A 19061-nucleotide genomic window follows, 5' to 3' on the forward strand; every position below is an offset into this window, starting at 1 on the left:
CGGTCCGACCTCCCCACACGGGGTAGGTAAGGGCCCAGCGCCCTTTGCATCACGCAAAGAACAAAAAACCCGCAATCACAAAGATCGGCATCAGCACCAGGCCCGACCACGCCATGTAGCCGAAGAAACCCGGCATCTTCACACCGCGGTGTCGGGCGATGGCGTAGACCATGAAGTTGGGTGCATTGCCGATATAGGTGTTGGCGCCCATGAACACCGCGCCGGCCGAGATCGCGGCCAGCGTCGAGGCCGCCTCCGTCATCAGGTGCCGCGCGTCGCCGCCTGCGAGTTCGAAAAACACCAGATAGGTCGGCGCATTGTCGAGGAAGGACGACAGCCCGCCGGTCAGCCAGAAATAGGCGAGATCATTGGGCTGGCCGGTGGGTGACGTCACCAGCGCCACCAGCGGCGCCAGCGCGCCGTCATGGCCGGCGCGAAGGATGGCAATGACCGGCACGATGCAGATGAAGATGCCGGCAAACAGTTTTGCCACCTCCGCGATCGGGCCCCAGGTGAAGCCGTTGGCCTCGCGATGGCTCTTGAGGGAAACGACAAGCGACAGCCCGGCGAGCGCCAGGATGATGGCATCGCGCACCAGGTTCTGCAGTTCGAGGCCGACGCCGAGGATGGAGAAAGTCACGCCCGGCTTCCAGGCAGCTGAAAGCAGGATCGCGGCAATGACGCCGGCCAGCAACGGCAGATTGGCCAGGCCGCGAAGGCGCACCTTCGTATCCGGCGTCGGATCCTTGATCTTCGGCGCGCCGCCTTCACGGCGATGCAGCATGATGTCGATGGCCAGGAAGACAAGCAGCACCAGGCCGCCGGTAAACAGCGTCTCGCGCCAGAGGTTCGCCGACGTCCAGAAGAAGTCGACGCCGCGCAGGAAGCCGACGAACAATGGCGGGTCGCCCAAGGGCGTCAACGAGCCGCCGATGTTAGACACCAGGAAGATGAAGAAGATGACGACATGGGCGTTGAACTGCCGGTTGTCGTTGGCGCGCAGCATCGGCCGGATCAGGATCATCGAGGCGCCGGTGGTGCCGATCACCGAGGCCAGCATCGCCCCGACGAGCAGCAGCCCGGCATTGACCAGCGGCGTGCCATGGATGTTGCCGGCGACAAGGATGCCGCCCGAAATGGTGTAGAGCGCGAACAGCAGGATAATGAACGACATGTATTCGGTGAGCAGCGTGTGCAGCACGGCTTCACCGGCTACCGGAACGCCGAATGCAACCATCAGCGGGATGACCGCCAGCGCTGCCCAGCCGGCGGCGATCTTGCCGTAATGATGCTCCCAGACATGGTGGAACAGCAGCGGTCCGGTGGCGATCGACAGCAGCAGGCCGGCGAAAGGCAGCGCCCACGACAGCGACATGGCAGCATCGGGCAGACCGCGGGCCTCGGCCGCGAAGGCCATTTGCGGAGACACAGCGGAAGCGAGTACACCTGCCGCGAAAGCCTTCCCCAACTGTGTGCAGCCCCCTCGATGCGTCACGATCCAGTCACTCCGAGATCGGGTCTTCGAGCTTCACCCCGGCATCGCGCATCCTCTTCAGCATCGCCTCGACCGAACCGTTGAGATCGATGCCGCGGCACGCGTCGAGCCGCACCGTCGTCTTGAAGCCTTGCTTGACCGCGTCGAGGGCCGAGAAGGCGACGCAGAAGTCGGTCGCCAGGCCAACCAGGGTCACGGTGCCGATGCCGCGCTCCTTGAGGTAGCCGGCGAGCCCGGTCGGCGTCTTGTGGTCGTTCTCGAAGAAGGCGGAGTAGCTGTCGATATCGGGGCGGAACCCCTTGCGGATCACCAGCTCGGCCTTGGTCCAGGCGAGCCCCGAGTGAAAGTCCGAACCGAGGCTGCCCTGGATGCAATGGTCGGGCCACAGAGTCTGCGGCCCATAGGGCATCTCGATTGCGCTGAAGGGCTGCGCCCCCGGATGGCTGGAGGCAAAGCTCGAATGTCCGGCCGGGTGCCAGTCCTGCGTCAGCACGACATGCTCGGCATGCCGGATCAGATCGTTGACCAGCGGCACGATTTCGTCGCCGCCGGCAACCGCCAGTGCGCCGCCGGGGCAGAAGTCGTTTTGCAGGTCGATGACAACAAGCGCTTCGTCGGCCATGGCGCCTCTCCTCTTCTACGTCTCGAACGGGGGATCGAGTGAAATACGCCGCTGATGCGACCGGATGCAGAAACTCGACCGGATGGCCGCCTGCGTCAACCTCCTACAGCGCCGCGCGTCCCCTTCGGACGCGCAAAGGACGCTGTAGCACTTTACTTTGCGCAGGATCCTTTCCGAAAATCGATTCCGATTTTTGGGGATCGTGCGCGGACGTAACAAATGCATGGCGGCCGGGTTCCCTTAAACTCCGGCTTTGACAATTTCCGCCAGCTTGATATCATTTGCATACGAATGAATTTGGCCTGATCAGACATTGGCGGGGTTCGGGAAGACCCCACCTTTTGAAGGTCCCAATGGGAAGGCCTATTTTTTTGGAAGGCAAAGCGTGATCCGTTACGCGAAACCCGCCACGCTCGACGAGGCGCTCGCTCTGCTGGGCGAGGGCGCCTGGCGCGTGCTTGCCGGCGGCACCGATTTCTATCCGGCGCAGGGCGCCAAACCGTTCCGCGACAATGTTCTCGATATTAACGGCCTGGTCTCGCTGCGCGGCATTGCCGAGACCGAAACCCATTGGGTTTTGGGCGCCCGCACCACCTGGACCGACCTTGTCCGCCATCCATTGCCGGCGGCTTTCGATGCGCTGAAGCAGGCCGCGCGCGAAGTGGGCTCCCTGCAGATCCAGAATGTCGCCTCGATCGCCGGCAATCTCTGCAATGCTTCGCCTGCCGCCGATGGCGTTCCGGGACTGCTGGTGCTGGACGCCGAGGTCGAGCTGCGCTCTGCAACCGCGACGCGTTATCTGCCGCTGCAGGAGTTCATTCTCGGCAACCGCCGCACCGCCCTGCTACCGGGCGAGCTGGTTACCGCCATCCGGGTGCCGAAGCCCAGGGCCACCGGCACGTCGGCCTTCGTCAAGCTCGGTGCGCGGCGCTACCTCGTCATCTCCATCGCCATGGTGGCGGCGCGCCTCGTTGCCGAGGATGGCGTAGTCATGGAAGCCGCTGTCGCGGTCGGGTCCTGCTCGGCCGTCGCCAGGCGGCTCGCCGCTGTCGAAGCCGTGCTGGTGGGCAAGCCTGTCGGCCCGGCACTCGCCGATGCGCTCCTGTCCGCGCCGATGGCCGAGCTCTCGCCGATTGCCGACGTGCGCGGCAGCGCCGAATACCGGCTCGACGCAGCGCGCGAGCTTGTCGCCCGCGCCGTGCTGGGGGCTTGCGGACTGACGAACGACAACAGCATGGTGGCGGCATGAGCCACTCCGAGATGATTGAAGCCCTGCCCGACCTCGTGCCGGGCGTCGGCCTCGATCGCGCCGAGATCGCCTTCGCCGTCAATGGCGCCGCCGTCTCGGTCAATGTGCCGCCGCTGCGCCGTCTGTCGCAGGTTTTGCGCGACGAATTGCAGCTGACGGGCACCAAGGTTGGCTGCGATGCCGGCGATTGCGGCGCCTGCACGGTGCTGGTCGACGGCGACGCCGTCTGCGCCTGCCTGATGCCGGCGGCCTCCGCAGCCGGGACGTCCGTAACGACCGTCGAAGGCCTCGCCAATGGCCGGCTCTCGGCTCTGCAGGCGTCCTTCCTGGCGCATGGCGCCGCGCAATGCGGCATCTGCACGCCGGCGCTGCTGGTCGCGGCAACGGCGCTGCTGGATGGCACGCCGAATCCGACCGAGACCGAGGTGCAGGATGCGCTGGGCGGCATCCTCTGCCGTTGCACCGGCTACAGAAAGATCATCGCGGCAGTGATGGATGCGGGACGGTTCGAGACGTCGACCGACGGCGCTGCCCCTCATCCGCCTGCCGGCACCCTCACCCCGTATAGTGACGGGGAGAAGGGAAGTGCTCCAGCGCCGACGCTCCCCGCTCCCCGTTCTTCACGGGGAGAGGGTAAGGGTGAGGGGCAGCGCCAACGTCATTCGTTGGAATTCAACTTTGAACGTAGAATGCCAACCACAGGGAATGCTGTAGGCGCCTCCCCGGTCCGGCTCGACGGCGTGCCAAAAATCACCGGCGCTGAAAAATTCGGCGGCGATGCCTTTCCCGCCGATGCGCTGGCTGTGCTGGTGGTCCGCTCGCCGCATTATCATGCCGGCTTCGCCTTCGGCGACCTGGAGGGCTGGGTGAAGTCGCATCCCGGCATCGCCGGCGTCTTCACCGCCGCCGACATCCCGGGAAAAAACTGTTTCGGCGTCATCGGTCCGTTTGCCGACCAGCCGGCGCTGGCCGAAGGCTTTGCGCGGCTGCGCGGCGAGGCAGTGGCGCTGGTCGCCGGCGAGCGCGAGGCCATGCTCGATCTCGACCTCCAGGATTTCCCGGTCCGCTGGACCGAGCTGCCGCATTTTCTGCAGCCCGGCGACGCGCAGGCAGAAGGGGCTGCGCTCATCCACGCGAACCGCCCGGCCAATTTGTTGACCAAGGGCTTTGTCGAGCGCGGCGACCCCGAGACGGCGCTTGGCGAGGCTGCTTACACGGTGTCCGGTGCCATCGACACCTCCTATGTCGAGCACGCCTATATCGAGCCGGAAGCCGGCCATGCCTACATGGACGGCGACACGCTGGTCGTCGTCGCCTGCACCCAGGCCCCCTATATGGACCGTGACGAAACGGCAAAGGTGCTCGGTCTTGCCGTCGACAAGGTGCGCATCGTGCCGACCGCGACCGGCGGCGGCTTCGGCTCGAAGCTCGACGTGTCGCTGCAGCCGCTCATCGGCCTTGTGGCACTGAAAACCGGCCGGCCGGCGGCGCTTGCCTACACCCGCACCGAATCGATGATGTCGACCACCAAGCGCCACCCCGCCGAGATGAAGGCGACCATCGGCACTGACGCCGAAGGCCATGTCACCGGCATGATCTTTTCCGGCGATTTCAACACCGGCGCCTATGCCAGTTGGGGGCCGACTGTCGCCAACCGCGTGCCGGTGCATGCCTCCGGTCCCTATGCGACGCCGAATTACCGCGCCGAAGGCCGCGCCATCCACACCCACGGGCCGATTTCCGGCGCCTTCCGTGGCTTCGGCGTGCCGCAGGCGACGATCATGCAGGAAACGCTCTATGATGAGCTTGCCGGCAAGCTCGGCATGGACCGGCTCGATTTTCGCCTGAGAAACTGCCTTCGGAACGGATCCGAAACGGTTACCGGACAGCGACTGGAGTCGGGAGTCGGTATCTTCGAGTGCCTCGACTCCTTGCGGCCGCATTGGGCTCGCGCGAAGGTCGACGCAGATACATTCAACAATGCCAATACGAGCAAAAGGCGCGGCGTCGGCATCGCGTCCTGCTGGTATGGCTGCGGCAACACCTCGCTGCCCAATCCGTCGACCATAAGGGTCGGTATCTCGCCAGACGGCGACGTCATCCTGCACCAGGGCGCCGTCGATATCGGCCAGGGCTCCAACACCGTCATCGCCCAGATCTGCGCCGACGCACTCGGCCTGCCGCTGGAAAAATTCAAGCTGAGAAGCGCCGACACCGCGATCAGCCCGGACGCCGGCAAAACATCGGCCTCGCGCCAGACTTTTGTCACCGGCAAGGCGGCCGAAAAAGCCGGCCGCGCCTTGCGCGAAAAGATCCTGCGTTTTGCCAATGTCTCGGAGAAAGCTGCCCTGCAATTGGACGGTCCGGTGATCGTCATTCGCGAGGGCGAAGCCACTCGGCGCATCGATCTCCCCGCCCTCGATGTCGATGCGGGCGGTTTCGTCTTCCGCGCCGAGGAGACCTACGATCCGCCGACGCTGCCGCTCGATGCCAAGGGCCAGGGCAAGCCTTACGCCGTCTATGGCTATGGCGCGCAGATCGCCGAACTCGAAGTCGATCTCAAGCTCGGCACGGTGAAGCTCTTGAAAATCACCGCCGCGCACGATGTCGGCAAGGCTATCAACCCGCTGCTGGTCGAAGGCCAGATCGAAGGTGGCATCGCGCAAGGCATCGGCATGGCGCTGATGGAGGAATACATCCCCGGTCGCACCGAGAATTTGCACGACTATCTCATCCCGACCATCGGCGATGTGCCTGAGATCGAGCACATATTGATCGAGGTTCCCGATCCGGAGGGACCGTTCGGCGCCAAGGGCCTGGGCGAGCATGTGCTGATCCCGACCGCACCCGCCATCCTCAACGCCATACGCCACGCCACCGGCGTTCTCATCACCAAGGTTCCGGCGACGCCGGCGCGCATCCGCGCCGCCATCCGCGAAAAAGATGGCATCCGCGACAAGGAGGCACGCCGATGAGCGAGCTTGCCGAACGCTTCGAAACCCACGATCCGGGCGAAAAGCTGGTGGCGGAAAAGATCCGCTGCGATGCCTGTCCGGTGATGTGCTACATCGCCGATGGCCGCACCGGCGCCTGCGACCGCTACGGCAATGTCGGTGGCCGCATCGTGCGTATGGACCCGCTGACCATCCTCGACCATGCGGCAGAGAGCGGCGCCGCGGTCGTGCCTTTCACTGCCGAGGGCGAGCAATGGGACGGCGAACTGGTCAACACCGGCCGCCGCTTCGTCACTGCAATCGGCGCCGGCACCACCTATCCCGACTACAAGCCGGCTCCCTTCATCGTCAGCCAGGAGGTCGAGGGGGTCGATCTGGTGACCGTGGTCACCGAAGGCATTTTTTCGTACTGCGGCGTCAAGGTGAAGATCGACACCGACCGCCATCTCGGTCCCGAAACGGCAATCGTGCGCGCGCAAGGCGAGCCGATCGGCCACGTCACGACAGGCGAATACGGCTCGCAGATGCTGTCGCTCGGCGGAGTGCATCATTTGACCGGTGGCTCTAAGGCCGAAGGCCGGGCAACCTGCGACGCGATGCTCAGTCTGTGCAATCGCAAGCCGGTCGAACTGACCATCGATGGCGGCGCCACCATCATCGTCGAAGCCGGCAAACCACCTGTCATCGACGGCAAGCAGGAACACCGTATGCGGGTCGGCTGCGGCTCGGCCACGATCGGCATGTTCGCCACGCAATGGCGCGGCCTAGTCGACGAGGTGGTGGTGGTCGACGACCATATCACCGGCGTTGTCTCCGAGCATCAGGCCGGCAAGGTGCTGGGCTGGCAGGACACCGGCATCAAGATCATCGGCCGCCGCTCGACGCCGGGCCGCTATTTCAAGGTCTCCGAGCCCGGCCTTGGCTGGGGCGGCACCTCGATTTCCGACCCGCTGTCGATCCTCGGCGGATGGAACGCCAAGAAGGGCGCCCGCCCCGGCCTGTCGCTGCTGATGGTGTCGACCACCGGCGAGCAGTTCGCCTATTACGAACTCGACGACGAGTTGAAGCCGGTTGAAAAACCGTTCCCCGAGCGGCTGCAGAAATCGGTCGGCCTGATCGAGGACAATTGCGAGCCGGCGCTCTGCACCGTGCTGTTCATCGGCGGCGCCGGCGGTTCGCTGCGCGCCGGCGTCACCGAAAACCCGGTCAATCTCACCCGCTCGGTGCAGGGCTTGAAGACCTATGTTACCGTTGGCGGCGCGCCGGTCTATGTCTGGCCGGGCGGCGGCATCACGCTGATGGTCGACGTCATGCGCGTGCCGGAAGGCGCGTTCGGTTATGTCCCGACCCCGGCACTGGTGGCGCCGATCGAATTCACGCTGCGTCGCGACGACTATGTCCGGCTGGGCGGCTACGAGGCCGAGATACGAAGCGTCGAGGATATCGTTGCCAAAGGCGGCGAGTATCTCAACCCGCGTCGCGGTTCAGCCGCCGAGGCTCAAAACCCATGGCCGCCGCTGGCGCAATTGCGCCGCGCCGGCTCGAATGGGGCCGGGTGATGCAACGCCCGCAGGTCAACTGGCTGCAGGACGGCAAGCGGCTGCATCTCAACCACGGGCCGATCGACCTGATCGTCCAGGCCTTTGGCGAGGCGGATGAGTGTCGTGCCGCCTACGAGCAGGCGATCGAGCGCTTCCAGACGATCCTGATCGAGTTGGTCGAGGAGCTTCCCGAATTGCGGCTGCCGGCATTTTTCCTGGCGCCGCGCACCTTCGCCGGCCCGACGGCGCGGCGCATGGAAGCAGCCGTCATGCCCTTGGCGGAATGCTTCATCACGCCGATGGCCGCCGTCGCCGGATCGGTAGCCGACGAAATGCTCTCGGCATTGCTTGCCGGTCGCAAGCTCGACCGGGCCTATGTCAACAATGGCGGCGACAGCGCCCTCCATATCGGCAAGGGCCAGTCGATGAACCTGGCGATCGCCGGCACCGGCAACGGCATGGCCGACCGCCTCACCATTCGCTCGGCGGACGGCGTGCGCGGCGTCGCCACCAGCGGCTGGCGCGGCCGTTCGTTCTCGCTTGGCATTGCCGACGCCGTCACCGTGCTGGCCCGCACCGGCGCCGAGGCCGATGCGGCGGCGACACTCATCGCCAACGCCGTCGACCTGCCCGGCAATCCCGCCATCAAGCGCATTGCCGCGCAAGAACTGGCGCCCGACAGCGATCTCGGTGCACGGCTGGTGACACAAGCCGTCGGCATGCTCGTGCGTGGCGATGTGGAGCGGGCGCTGGACAATGGCCTTGCCGTCGCCGAAGATTTTCGCCGGCGCGGCCTGATTGCCGCATCGGCGCTGTTTCTAGGTGGGGAAGCGCGCATCAGTGGTTCCATGGCGCTTGCCGCGCCCAACAAAAATCCAGGGAAGGAAGTTGCCCATGCTTGAGTTTCCGATCCGCAAAATCGCGGTTCTGACCGAAGAGATCTTTCACGATGGCGGGCCGGTCGCTGCTCTGCCGCGCCGCCGCGCTGCAGCCGTGGCCTTGGTGAAGAACCCGTTCGCCGGCCGCTACGTCGAAGAACTGCAGAGCGCCATGGACGATCTGAAGCCGCTCGGCCTGCTGCTCACCGGCAAGCTCATTGCCGCATTGGGCGGCGACATCAAGCAGATCGACGCCTACGGCAAGGGCACCATTGTCGGCTCGTCGGGGGAGCTGGAGCACGGCGCGCTGTGGCACGTTCCTGGCGGCTACGCCATGCGCGAGCGGCTCGGCGACGCCAAGGCGATCGTGCCGTCGGCAACCAAGGTCGGCGCCTTCGGCTCGCGGCTTGACGTGCCGCTCGGCCACACCAACGCTGCCTATGTCCGCAGCCATTTCGACGCCATGGAAGTCGGCATCAGCGACGGGCCGCGTGCCGACGAAATCCTGTTCTGCCTCGCGATGAGCTGCGGCCCGCGCGTGCACGACCGTATGGGCGGCCTCGCGGTTGGCGATATCAAGGCTTGGGACGGCTTGCGATGAGCGGCGGTGACAATCTTCTGAAACTGGTCGAGGCCGAAGAGCCTGACGATCATGACTACCGCCTGCAGGAGCAGGTCGGCTTCATCCTGCGCAAGGCGCATCAGCGCCATGTCTCGATCTTTGCCGCCCAGATCAGCGACCTGACGCCGCCGCAATTCGCAGCGCTCGCCAAATTGCACGATGTCGGCGAGACCTCGCAGAACCAGTTGGGAACGCTGATCGCCATGGATGCGGCGACCGTCAAGGGCGTGATCGATCGGCTGAAGGCGCGTGGCCTGGTCGACCTGACCAAGCATGAGGTCGACAAAAGGCGCCTGCTGGTCAGTCTCACGCCAGAGGGACGCGAGGCGATCGAACGGCTGATCCCGTTGGCCCGCGCCATCACCCAGGAGACACTGGCGCCGCTGACGGCCAAGGAAGCGGCCACGTTTATGCGGCTGCTAGCGAAGTTAGCCTGATTTAGGCCCGCAGCCGAGCGCCTTCAGGATCGAAGAATGGCATCGGCGCCACCACCGCGCGGGTCGGCTTGCCGTCAATGTCGATGCTGAGTTCGGTCCCGATGGCGGTGAACGGCAGCCGCAAATGCGCCGTCGCCAGAACTTTGCCTAAGGAATAGCCGTGATCGCTGTAGGTGACGACGCCGGCATCCTCGCCGTCGGCGAAAACCCTGGCATCCGTCGCGGCCGGCTTGTCACCGTCGAGAATCAGCCCGGTCCAGCGTTCGTCGAGCCCCTTGTCGCGAATTGTGCGCAATGCCTCGCGGCCGATGAACTCGCCCTTGTCGAACTTGATCCAGCGATCGAGCCCGACATGGAAGGGCGTACGGCTCTCGTCCATGTCGATGCCATGCGCCGGATAGGCCTTTTCCAGCCCGAGCGTGAACATGGCCAGCACGCCGTATGGCTTCAGGCCGAAATCGCTACCGGTCCGCATCAGCGCGTCCCAGACGGAAGTGGCCTCGTCCGCCGGCACGAACAGTTCGAAGCCGAGCTCGCCGGTCACCCCGGTGCGTGAGATCAGGACTTTGGTCTCGCCGACGCGCCCTGAAGTGAACGCCCAGCGTTTCAACTCATCGAGATCGGCATCCGAAACCAGTGCTTTCAGCAGCTCGCGTGAACGCGGCCCCTGTATCGTCGGAAAGGCGACGGCCGCCGTGATGTCGGTGACATAGGCCTTTCGCGCTTCAGCATGATGTTGCAGCCAGGGCAGCATCTTCAGCCGGTTGACCGAGCCGGTCACCAGCATGAAATGCTCAGGCGCCAGCCGGAACACGGTGAGGTCGTCCATGATGCCGCCATCGTCGCGGCAGACGGTGGAATAGCGCACCTGGCCGGGGCTCATCGCGGCCGCATCGTTGGCGATTATGTGGTTGACCAGCGCCTCGGCTTCCGCCCCCTTGATGTCCATCTTGCCCATGGTGCTGAGATCCTGCACGCCGACATTCTTGCGCGTGTTCAGATGCTCGTCGGCGATGCCGGAATAAGTTTTGGCCGAGACGAAGTCGCCGCCGACCCGGCCCATCGTGGCGCCGAGGCCAACGATGCTGGTGTAGAAAGGGGAGCGCCGCTCAACCAAGAAACTTCTCCGTCATCTCATGAAAACGGCAGCGCCTGATGGCGCTGCCGAGGTAGGAGCGGTGAAGGGGTTAACTTCCGTAAACGTCGAACGAGAAGTATTTGTCGTTGATTTCCTTGTACTTGCCGTTGGCACGCAGGGCGTCGATGGCGGCATTGAACTTGTCGGCCAGTTCCTTGTTGCCCTTTTGCAGGGCGATGCCGACGCCGGGTCCATGAATGGCCGGATCGGCGGTCAGCGTGCCGAGCAATTTGCAGCAGGCGCCATCGGGCTTCTTCAGCCATTCGGTCAGGATGATCGAGCCATCCATCATCGCGTCGAGCCGGCCATTGGCCATGTCGGTGCGGGCGTCGTCGCCGGTCGGATACGCTTTCACGGTCGAGCCGGAGTATTTCTGCTCGGCGAAATTCTGGTGGATGGTTGCGCTCTGCACGCCCAGCACCTTGCCCTTCAGATCGTCCGGCGATGTGCCGGCGATGGTCAAATCCTTCGGCACGGCGATGGCCGGCGGCGTCTGGTAATATTTGTGGGTGAACTCGACCTTCTCGGCCCGTTCCGGCGTGATGGTGATGTTGATGATGGCGTCGAACTTGCCGGCCTGCAGCGCCGGAATGGAACCATCGAAATCCTGCACGGAGAATTCGCACTCGGCCTTCATCTCGGCACACAGCGCCTTGCCGAGGTCGATGTCGAAGCCGCCCAGCGTGCCGTCCGAATTGGCATAGTTGAAGGGCGGATAGGCGCCCTCGGTCCCGATCCTGAGTTTCTCGGCGGAGGCAGCACCGGTCCCAAGCAGCAGGGCGGCGGAAGCGGCAAGCACGAAACGACCGAAAAGACGCATGTTCCTGATCTCCGTTGACTAAGCAATTCCAGGGAAGGTGTTGGCGGTTTCCCGTCCGGAATTGCGCGAAAACAAGGATAGAAGTCTATGGTCTTTTGCAGGCCCCACGGAGACGGAAACGACATGCTCTGCGGCGATCACGGCGCGGCAAGCCGTCCTTCCCCAGGAATCTTACTGTGATCTAAATTACAGACCGATCATGGACATGGGCGCATGCTCAGCTGGAAGTAGACGGTCGTGGGAGGGACCTGGGGATGGACCAGCAGGAATTCGTGCAGGAAGCCGCGCAGCGGCGCATAGACGACGACATCGCCAAGCGCATCAAGGTTCACCAGGCCAACATCGAGCGGCTCGAAACCGCAAGGGAAAGCGCCGGCAATCTCGAGGCGGCCGTCGCCAACCGGCCGCTGGTGATGCTAGCGCAGGGCGATTCCTGGTTCGACTATCCGCTCACCGGCAACGGCTTTCCGTTCGTCGACACCGACGTGATCGCGCAGCTGCGCCGCATCGGCTCGATGCCGCCGACCATCCTCAACCTTGCCCATCATGGCGATGCGGCGACCGACGAGATGTCGCTGCCCAAGCAGCAGCGCATGATCGCCGCCCTGCGCAACAAGGCCAACTGGCTGGACGGCAAGCCCGATGCCATCCTGTTCTCTGCCGGTGGCAACGACATTGCCGGCGACCAGTTCTGCATCTTCCTCGACTTCAATGACGGCCACGCCCCCGGGCTGAACAAGAACCGCTTCACCAAGGCGCTCGGCATGGTCGAGGCCTGCTATCTCGATTTGTTCGCGCTGCGCGACCGCGTCGCGCCAGGCGTGCCGATCTTTGGCCATTGCTATGATTTCCCGATCCCGAACGGAGCGCATCCGTCCTGTGTCGGCCCGTGGCTGAAACCGTCGCTCGATTTCTGCAACTGGACGGTCGCCAAGGGCACGGTCATCGTTCACGACGCGCTGGCGGCGTTCCGCGATGTGGTAAAGCGCCTGGCCGACGATCCCAACAACAATTTCCATCTGGTCGACACGCAGGGAACGTTGAAGGTGGCCGACTGGGCCAACGAACTGCATCCCGATCCCGCCGGCTTCAAGAAGATCGCGCAAAAATTCGCCGATGCGCTGAAGGCCAAGCTGCAGACCTGACGCGGCTCGGGCGTGTCGGCTGTCAGGTTCCGAACAGCTCTTTGGCTTGTTCATCGGTGTAGTAACCAAGCCTGATGTCTTCGGCGACCAGTTTCGGGTCGCGCTGACGCGGATCGCCATAGCCGCCACCGCCCGGCGTGCCGACGCGCACGCGGTCGCCGGCCTTGAGCGCGATGTCCTGCTCCTTGGACAGATGCGGCGGCACATGTGCCTCGCCGGCGCGGAACACGGTCACCGTGTTGACCGCGCCGTCCCTGCCGCCGAGCGCGCCTTGCGGGCCGAAACGGCCATGGTCCATGACGAAGGACGCGCGCGCTTCGCCTCGCAAGATCTCGACCTCATAGGCGAGGCCGAAGCCGCCGCGCTGCTTGCCGGCGCCGCCCGAGCCTTCGCGCAAGGCATAGTGGCGGTAGAGCACAGGAAACGCCTGCTCCATGATCTCGACCGGCGGCGATTTCGAAATGCCGATGGTCGAGCAGCCATTGGTCAGGCCGTCATGGCCGGAATTGCCGCCATAGCCGCCGCCGGAGATCTGATACATCACATAGTCGCGGCCGCGCGCCGGATCGTTGCCGCCCAGCGCGAAATTGCCGCTGGAGCCGGCGGGCGCGGCCGTCACCTTTTCCGGCAGCGCCTGCACCATCGCCGCGAACACCGCCTCGGCGATGCGCTGCGAGACTTCAGCCGCACAGCCGGAGACGGGACGCGGGTATTTGGCGTCGAGGAACGTGCCTTCCGGCCGCTTGACGATCAGCGGCTCGAAAGCGCCGGCGCTGATCGGCACATCAGGGAAAATATGGCGCATGGCGAGATAGACCGACGACAATGTCGTCGCCAGCACGCTGTTCATCGGCCCCGCGCATGGTTTTGACGAGCCGGTAAAATCGAAGGTCAGCGTGTCGCCCTGCTTCTCGACGGCGAGCGCGATGGTCAGCGGCTCGTTGACCACGCCGTCCGAGTCGACAAAGGCCTTCGAGCTATAGGTGCCGTCTGGAATGGCGGAGATGTTGGCGCGCATCTGCTCGGCGGCGCGGCGACGCAGTTCGGCGATCGCCCCGACGACGGTTTCGTCCCCGTAACGATTCAGGATTCCATTGAGCCTGTCCTGGCCGATCAGCAATGCGGCGGCCTGCGCTCTTATATCGCCGATGCGCTGGTCGGCGACGCGGATGTTGGAGCAGATGATGGCGTAGATTTCCGTGTCCAGCACGCCCTTCTTGAACAGCTTGACCGGCGGCAGCCGCAGGCCTTCCTGCTCGACGGCGGTCGCGGAAGCGGAGAAGCCGCCCGGCACCGAGCCACCGATATCGGGCCAGTGGCCGGTATTCGATAGCCAGCAAAATATCTTGCCGTCGCGGTAGACCGGCATGGCGAAGCGCACGTCCATCAGATGCGTGCCGCCGAGATAGGGATCGTTGACGACGTAGATGTCGCCGGGTTCCGGCGACAGGCAACGGCCGTTGGCGATCATCTCGATCACCGTCCTGGTCGAATACTGCATGACGCCGACGAACACCGGCAGGCCCTGGCTGCCTTGTGCGATCAACGAACCGTCGACGGCCGAGTAGATGCCGTCGGAGCGGTCATTGGCTTCGGCGATGACAGGCGAGAAGGCCGCGCGGGAGAAAGTGAGATCCATCTCGTCGCAGACCTGCTGCAAGGCTGCCTGCAGGACCGAAAGCGTGATGGCGTCGAGCTTTTGCATCTCAGGCCTCGCCAATGTCGATGATGATGTTGCCGTCGGCGTCCGATCTTGCGCGGTCGCCGGGTTCGAGCACGGTGGTCGCATCCATCTGTTCGAGGATCGCCGGCCCTTCGATGACGGCATCGGGCGGCAGCTTTTCGCGTGCGTATATCGGCGTATCGTGCCAGCGTCCTGCGTACCAGACAGGCCTTGTTTCGCGCAGCGCCTCGTCTAGCGTCTTTGTACGTCCGGCCGGGTCGATCAGCCGTGACAGGTCGATTGCCGGCCGCACGCCCGTCACCGACGTGTTGAGGTTGACCAGATTGGCGCGGATCTCCGGCAACTCGACCTTGAAGCGGGCAAAATAGGCTTTTTCGAACAGCGCCTGCAACTCCTGCCTTGTCACCGATGAAGACGGCAACGGCACGTTGATGATGTGGGTCTGGCCGACAAACTGCATGTCGGCAGAGTGCGTAACGCGGATCGTTTCCGGCTTCACCGCTTCCTTGCCGATCAGTTCCTCGCCTTCCCCGCGGTGACGTTCCAGCACCTCGCGAAGCCGGGCTTCATCGAGCACGGCGACCGGCTGGTTGATGGTGTTGACGAAGTCGTGACGCAGATCGGCCACGACGCAGCCGAGCGCATTGGTGATGCCCGGACGGGCCGGCACCAGCACGCGGGGCAGGCCGAGTTCGCGCGCCAGCGCGGAGGCATGCAACGGTCCGGCGCCACCGAAGGCGAACAGCGCGAAATCGCGCGGATCATGGCCGCGCGACACCGAGACCATGCGGATGGCGCCGGCCATCTTCATGTTGCCGAGGCGCAGCACCGCGCCCGCCGCCTCGACGCCGGAGAGGCCGGCGGCCTTGCCTATTCTGTCTTCGAAGATGCCGGTGACGCGCTCGACGGTGACCGGATTTTCGACCGCCAGCAGCTTCTTCGGCGCCAGCCGCCCGAGCACCAGATTGGCGTCGGTGATGGTCGGCTCCAGGCCGCCGCGGCCGTAGCAGATCGGGCCGGGATTGGCGCCGGCACTTTCCGGGCCGATCTGGATCAGCCCGGCGGCATCGACCCGGGCGATGGAGCCGCCGCCGGCACCGACCGTATGCACCGCCACCATCGGCACATGGATCGGCATCGCATATTCGATCTCGATCTCGTTCGAGACGGCGGGCTCCGCATTCCGGATCAGCGCCACGTCGGTCGAGGTGCCGCCCATGTCGTAGGTGACGAGGTTTTCAAAGCCGGCGCGCTTGCCCGTATAGGCGGCGGCGATGACGCCGGAGGCCGGGCCGGACATCACGGTCTTGGCCGATTCGCGGGTGACGAAACGGGCCGAGATCATGCCGCCATTGCCGTTCATGATCAGGAAGTCGCGGGCATAGCCCTTGGCAGCCAATTCCTTGCGCAGCCGCTCGACATAACGCTCGAGGATCGGCTGCACCGAGGCGTTGACCGCGGCGGTCACCCCGCGCTCGAATTCGCGGGCTTCCGACAGCAGCGCATGGCCAGTCGTGATGTAGCCGTTCGGCCAAAGCTCGGCGGCGATTTCGGCCGCGCGCCGCTCATGCGAAGGGTTGGCGTAGGAATGCAGGAAATGGATGACCAGGGACTCGCAGCCGGCCCCGATCAGCGTCTTCACGGCGTCGCGCATCTCGGCCTCGTCGAGCGGCGTGCGCACCGCGCCCGACGCCTCGACGCGCTCCGACACTTCGAGCCGGAGATCGCGCGGGATGATCGGAACGAAGCTTCCGGTCATGCCGTAGGGCTGCGGCCGTGTGCGGCGGCCAAGCTCGATCACGTCGCGAAAACCGCGCGTGGTGATCATGCCGGTTTTCGCCAGCCGGCGTTCCAGAACCGCATTGGTGGTGGTGGTCGTGCCATGCACGATGAGGTCGATGCCGTCTATGGCAAAGCCGGTGGCGCCGAGCGCTGAAACCACGCCGAAAGCCTGGTTGTCGACGGTGGTGGGCGTCTTGGCGATATGCACCTTTCCGCCATCTTTGCCGTCGATCAAAATGAGGTCGGTGAAGGTTCCGCCGACATCGATGCCGGCAACGACGTGACCCAGGGAATCCGGTTGTTGCACCGAAAAATTCTCTTTCATTGTCGAAATCCGAAATGGCGGAACTACGAATATGCCGCAGTTTGGAAAGCTGTTTTAGCGTGGTATCTTGACACAAATATCGTTTGTATACTAATAAATTTGGGACACAAGAGCTCACTGCTTTGGAGTGTGTGAACGGCACGCCGGGACCTGAAGGGTCTGGGCGCGCAGGAAACGGTTTGGCGCCCGCGTAGTGGCTTGGGCAAGACAGAGTTGGATCGATGAACACCACATCCGCACTCAACACCGCCGGCGCCCGTCCGCTGCAGTTCCCGATTCCGGCCAATGTCTATGCCGAAACCGTCGTCTCGGTGAAGCATTACACCGACCGCCTGTTCTCGTTCCGCATCACCCGCCCGCAGTCGTTGCGCTTCCGCTCCGGCGAGTTCGTCATGATCGGTCTGCCCAATGCCGAAAAGCCGGTGTACCGCGCCTATTCGGTCGCCAGCCCGGCCTGGGACGAGGAGCTGGAATTCTTCTCGATCAAGGTGCCGGATGGTCCGCTGACCTCCGAACTGCAGAAGATCCAGGTCGGCGACACCGTCATCATGCGCCAGAAGTCGACCGGCACGCTGGTTGTCGACGCGCTGACCCCGGCAAAGCGCCTGTTCATGATCTCGACCGGCACCGGCATTGCGCCCTTCGCCAGCCTTCTGCGCGACCCCGATACCTACGAAAAATTCGATCAGGTCATCCTGACCCACACCTGCCGCGACAATGCCGAACTGACCTATGGCCAGGAACTGGTGGCCGCGCTCGAGAACGATCCCCTGATCGGCGAACTGACCGGCGGCCGCGTCACCCTCTACAATTCGACGACCCGCGAAGAATCGGCGCGCATGGGCCGCATCACGGCGCTGATCGGCTCGGGCAAGTTCTACGCCGACCTCGGCATCGAGAAGCTCAATCCGGAGACGGACCGCATCATGATCTGCGGCTCGATGCATATGCTGAAGGACGTCAAGGAAATGGCCGAAAGCCTCGGCTTCCATGAGGGCTCGCTCAGCCATCCCTCGACCTTCGTCGTCGAGCGCGCTTTCGTCGGCTGACATCAGCAGGCGCCTCGGCGCCTGCTTCTCGATTGGAATTTTGACCATGCGGTCAGATTCAGCTGCTTTCGCCGCCTTTTTCCGCTATGACCGCTTGAAGGACTCGTGAAGCGATGCTTCACGGGCTATCTTCGGTGTGCGTCGCCTAAAGCCGCCGTGCGGTCCGGGAGCAACGACACGCACCACGACGTAAAATCGTCGAGCGAAAGGGCAGGAGATGAGCAGCACAATCCGCGAAGCCGATCTCGGCGGGTCCAAGGTCACGCCGCTGCCGGCGCGTGCCGCAGCCAACACGCCCGTTCCGCAATCGCATGGCATCGCCCGCAACACCGGCATGCGGCTCGATCTCGGCTTCATGGAATCGGTGCGCTCGGTCAATCGCTCGGCGCTGGAGCGCCGCGTCGCCAGCCTGACCAAGCGTCGTTCGATCAAGGCCGACAACCAGGCGGCATGGCTGCTGCGCGCCGTCTCCTGCATGGATTTGACGACGCTGAATTCCAACGACACCGAAGAGCGCGTCCGCCGCCTGTGCGCCAAGGCGATCAACCCGTTCCGCCGCGACATCGTCGAGGGGCTTGGGATCGAGGGCGAAAAAATCCGCCCGGCGGCGGTCTGCGTCTATCATCCATTCGTCGCGACGGCTGTTGATGCCGTGCGCGGCACCGGCATCCATGTCGCCGCCGTCTCCACCGCTTTCCCGCACGGCCTTGCGCCGCTGTCGACCCGCCTGCAGGAGATCGAGGCATCGGTGCGCGACGGCGCGGACGAGATCGACGTCGTCATCCCGCGCGGCCTGGTCTTCGGCGCCAAGTGGCAGGAGCTCTACAACGAGATCGTCTCGATGCGCGAAGCCTGCGGCGATGCGCATCTCAAGGTCATTCTCGGCACCGGCGACCTCGCCACGCTGCGCAATGTCATGCTGGCCTCGATGGTGGCGATGATGGCCGGCGCCGATTTCATCAAGACCTCGACCGGCAAGGAAAGCGTCAACGCCACGCTGCCCGTCGGCCTTGCCATGGTGCGCGCCATCCGAGCCTATTTCGAGGAGACCGGCTTTCTCATCGGCTTCAAGCCGGCCGGCGGCATCTCTACAGCCAAGGCTTCGCTCGACTGGCTGGTGCTGATTAAGGAGGAGCTCGGCCGGCCATGGCTGGAGCCAGACCTGTTCCGCTTCGGCGCCTCGAGCCTCCTCACCGACATCGAGCGCCAGCTCGAGCACCATCTGACCGGGCATTATTCGGCCAATCACCGCCACGCAATGGCGTGAGGCGGATGAAGGCCTTGAACGTCGTGTTCCTTCGCGCCTCCCTCTGTCCTGCC

Annotated in this window: 15 protein-coding genes; 9 read left to right on the plus strand and 6 right to left on the minus strand. The window is 64.4% G+C overall.

Going from position 1 to position 19061, the window contains the following annotated elements:
* Nucleotides 1–49: 49 nt before the first annotated feature.
* Both AC3EML_RS05685 and pncA read right to left on the minus strand, forming a co-directional pair.
* Nucleotides 50–1417, minus strand: a complete 1368-nt coding sequence (locus tag AC3EML_RS05685; RefSeq protein WP_352461896.1) for a sodium:proton antiporter — start codon at nucleotides 1415–1417, stop codon at nucleotides 50–52.
* An 85-nt stretch (nucleotides 1418–1502) separates the two neighbouring features.
* Nucleotides 1503–2117, minus strand: a complete 615-nt coding sequence (gene pncA, locus AC3EML_RS05690; protein WP_352461895.1) for a bifunctional nicotinamidase/pyrazinamidase — start codon at nucleotides 2115–2117, stop codon at nucleotides 1503–1505.
* 385 nt (nucleotides 2118–2502) lie between these two features.
* Here pncA and AC3EML_RS05695 point away from each other — a divergent pair, with 385 nt between their 5' ends.
* Genes AC3EML_RS05695 through AC3EML_RS05720 form a run of 6 tightly spaced genes read left to right on the plus strand, consistent with a single transcriptional unit; the run spans nucleotide 2503 to nucleotide 9798 of the window.
* On the plus strand, nucleotides 2503–3366 hold the full coding sequence (locus AC3EML_RS05695) for an FAD binding domain-containing protein (protein WP_352461893.1): 864 nt from the start codon (nucleotides 2503–2505) through the stop codon (nucleotides 3364–3366).
* A gap of 11 nt (nucleotides 3367–3377) precedes the next feature.
* Complete coding sequence (locus AC3EML_RS05700; protein ID WP_031193907.1) at nucleotides 3378–6341, plus strand: molybdopterin-dependent oxidoreductase; 2964 nt, start codon at nucleotides 3378–3380, stop codon at nucleotides 6339–6341.
* Entirely contained in the window at nucleotides 6338–7879 is a 1542-nt protein-coding gene (locus AC3EML_RS05705; RefSeq protein WP_023695902.1) for a hypothetical protein, read from the plus strand. Before AC3EML_RS05700 ends, AC3EML_RS05705 begins: the two co-directional genes overlap by 4 nt.
* The gene (locus AC3EML_RS05710) at nucleotides 7879–8763 is read left to right on the plus strand and encodes a UPF0280 family protein (protein ID WP_023832560.1); all 885 of its coding nucleotides are present in this window, start codon (nucleotides 7879–7881) and stop codon (nucleotides 8761–8763) included. The genes AC3EML_RS05705 and AC3EML_RS05710 overlap by 1 nt, the downstream gene beginning before the upstream one ends.
* Nucleotides 8756–9340, plus strand: a complete 585-nt coding sequence (locus AC3EML_RS05715) for an amino acid synthesis family protein (protein WP_023832561.1) — start codon at nucleotides 8756–8758, stop codon at nucleotides 9338–9340. The genes AC3EML_RS05710 and AC3EML_RS05715 overlap by 8 nt, the downstream gene beginning before the upstream one ends.
* Entirely contained in the window at nucleotides 9337–9798 is a 462-nt protein-coding gene (locus tag AC3EML_RS05720; protein ID WP_023711349.1) for a MarR family winged helix-turn-helix transcriptional regulator, read from the plus strand. The genes AC3EML_RS05715 and AC3EML_RS05720 overlap by 4 nt, the downstream gene beginning before the upstream one ends.
* Before the next feature lies 1 nt (nucleotide 9799).
* On the opposite strand, the gene AC3EML_RS05725 is transcribed toward AC3EML_RS05720, so the two are convergent.
* Together AC3EML_RS05725 and AC3EML_RS05730 are read right to left on the minus strand one after the other, a co-directional pair.
* Complete coding sequence (locus AC3EML_RS05725; protein WP_023832562.1) at nucleotides 9800–10915, minus strand: aminomethyl transferase family protein; 1116 nt, start codon at nucleotides 10913–10915, stop codon at nucleotides 9800–9802.
* Between the two features lie 70 nt (nucleotides 10916–10985).
* On the minus strand, nucleotides 10986–11756 hold the full coding sequence (locus AC3EML_RS05730) for an ABC transporter substrate-binding protein (RefSeq protein WP_488505167.1): 771 nt from the start codon (nucleotides 11754–11756) through the stop codon (nucleotides 10986–10988).
* Nucleotides 11757–12010: 254 nt separating this feature from the next.
* Here AC3EML_RS05730 and AC3EML_RS05735 point away from each other — a divergent pair, with 254 nt between their 5' ends.
* Entirely contained in the window at nucleotides 12011–12901 is an 891-nt protein-coding gene (locus tag AC3EML_RS05735; protein WP_023671297.1) for an SGNH/GDSL hydrolase family protein, read from the plus strand.
* A gap of 22 nt (nucleotides 12902–12923) precedes the next feature.
* Here the strand turns inward: AC3EML_RS05735 and AC3EML_RS05740 are convergent, their stop codons facing one another.
* The gene (locus AC3EML_RS05740; RefSeq protein WP_352520595.1) at nucleotides 12924–14606 is read right to left on the minus strand and encodes a hydantoinase B/oxoprolinase family protein; all 1683 of its coding nucleotides are present in this window, start codon (nucleotides 14604–14606) and stop codon (nucleotides 12924–12926) included.
* A 1-nt stretch (nucleotide 14607) separates the two neighbouring features.
* Nucleotides 14608–16692: a hydantoinase/oxoprolinase family protein gene (locus AC3EML_RS05745; RefSeq protein ID WP_352520594.1), complete on the minus strand. Its 2085-nt coding sequence runs from the start codon at nucleotides 16690–16692 to the stop codon at nucleotides 14608–14610.
* 221 nt (nucleotides 16693–16913) lie between these two features.
* On the opposite strand from AC3EML_RS05745, the gene AC3EML_RS05750 reads away from it, so the two are divergent.
* Entirely contained in the window at nucleotides 16914–17741 is an 828-nt protein-coding gene (locus AC3EML_RS05750; protein WP_023683551.1) for a ferredoxin--NADP reductase, read from the plus strand.
* A 217-nt stretch (nucleotides 17742–17958) separates the two neighbouring features.
* A complete protein-coding gene (gene deoC, locus AC3EML_RS05755) occupies nucleotides 17959–19008 on the plus strand; it encodes a deoxyribose-phosphate aldolase (RefSeq protein ID WP_023806231.1) in 1050 nt (349 codons plus the stop codon).
* Nucleotides 19009–19061: the final 53 nt, after the last annotated feature.

The organism is Mesorhizobium sp. P170090 (assembly GCF_057786115.1).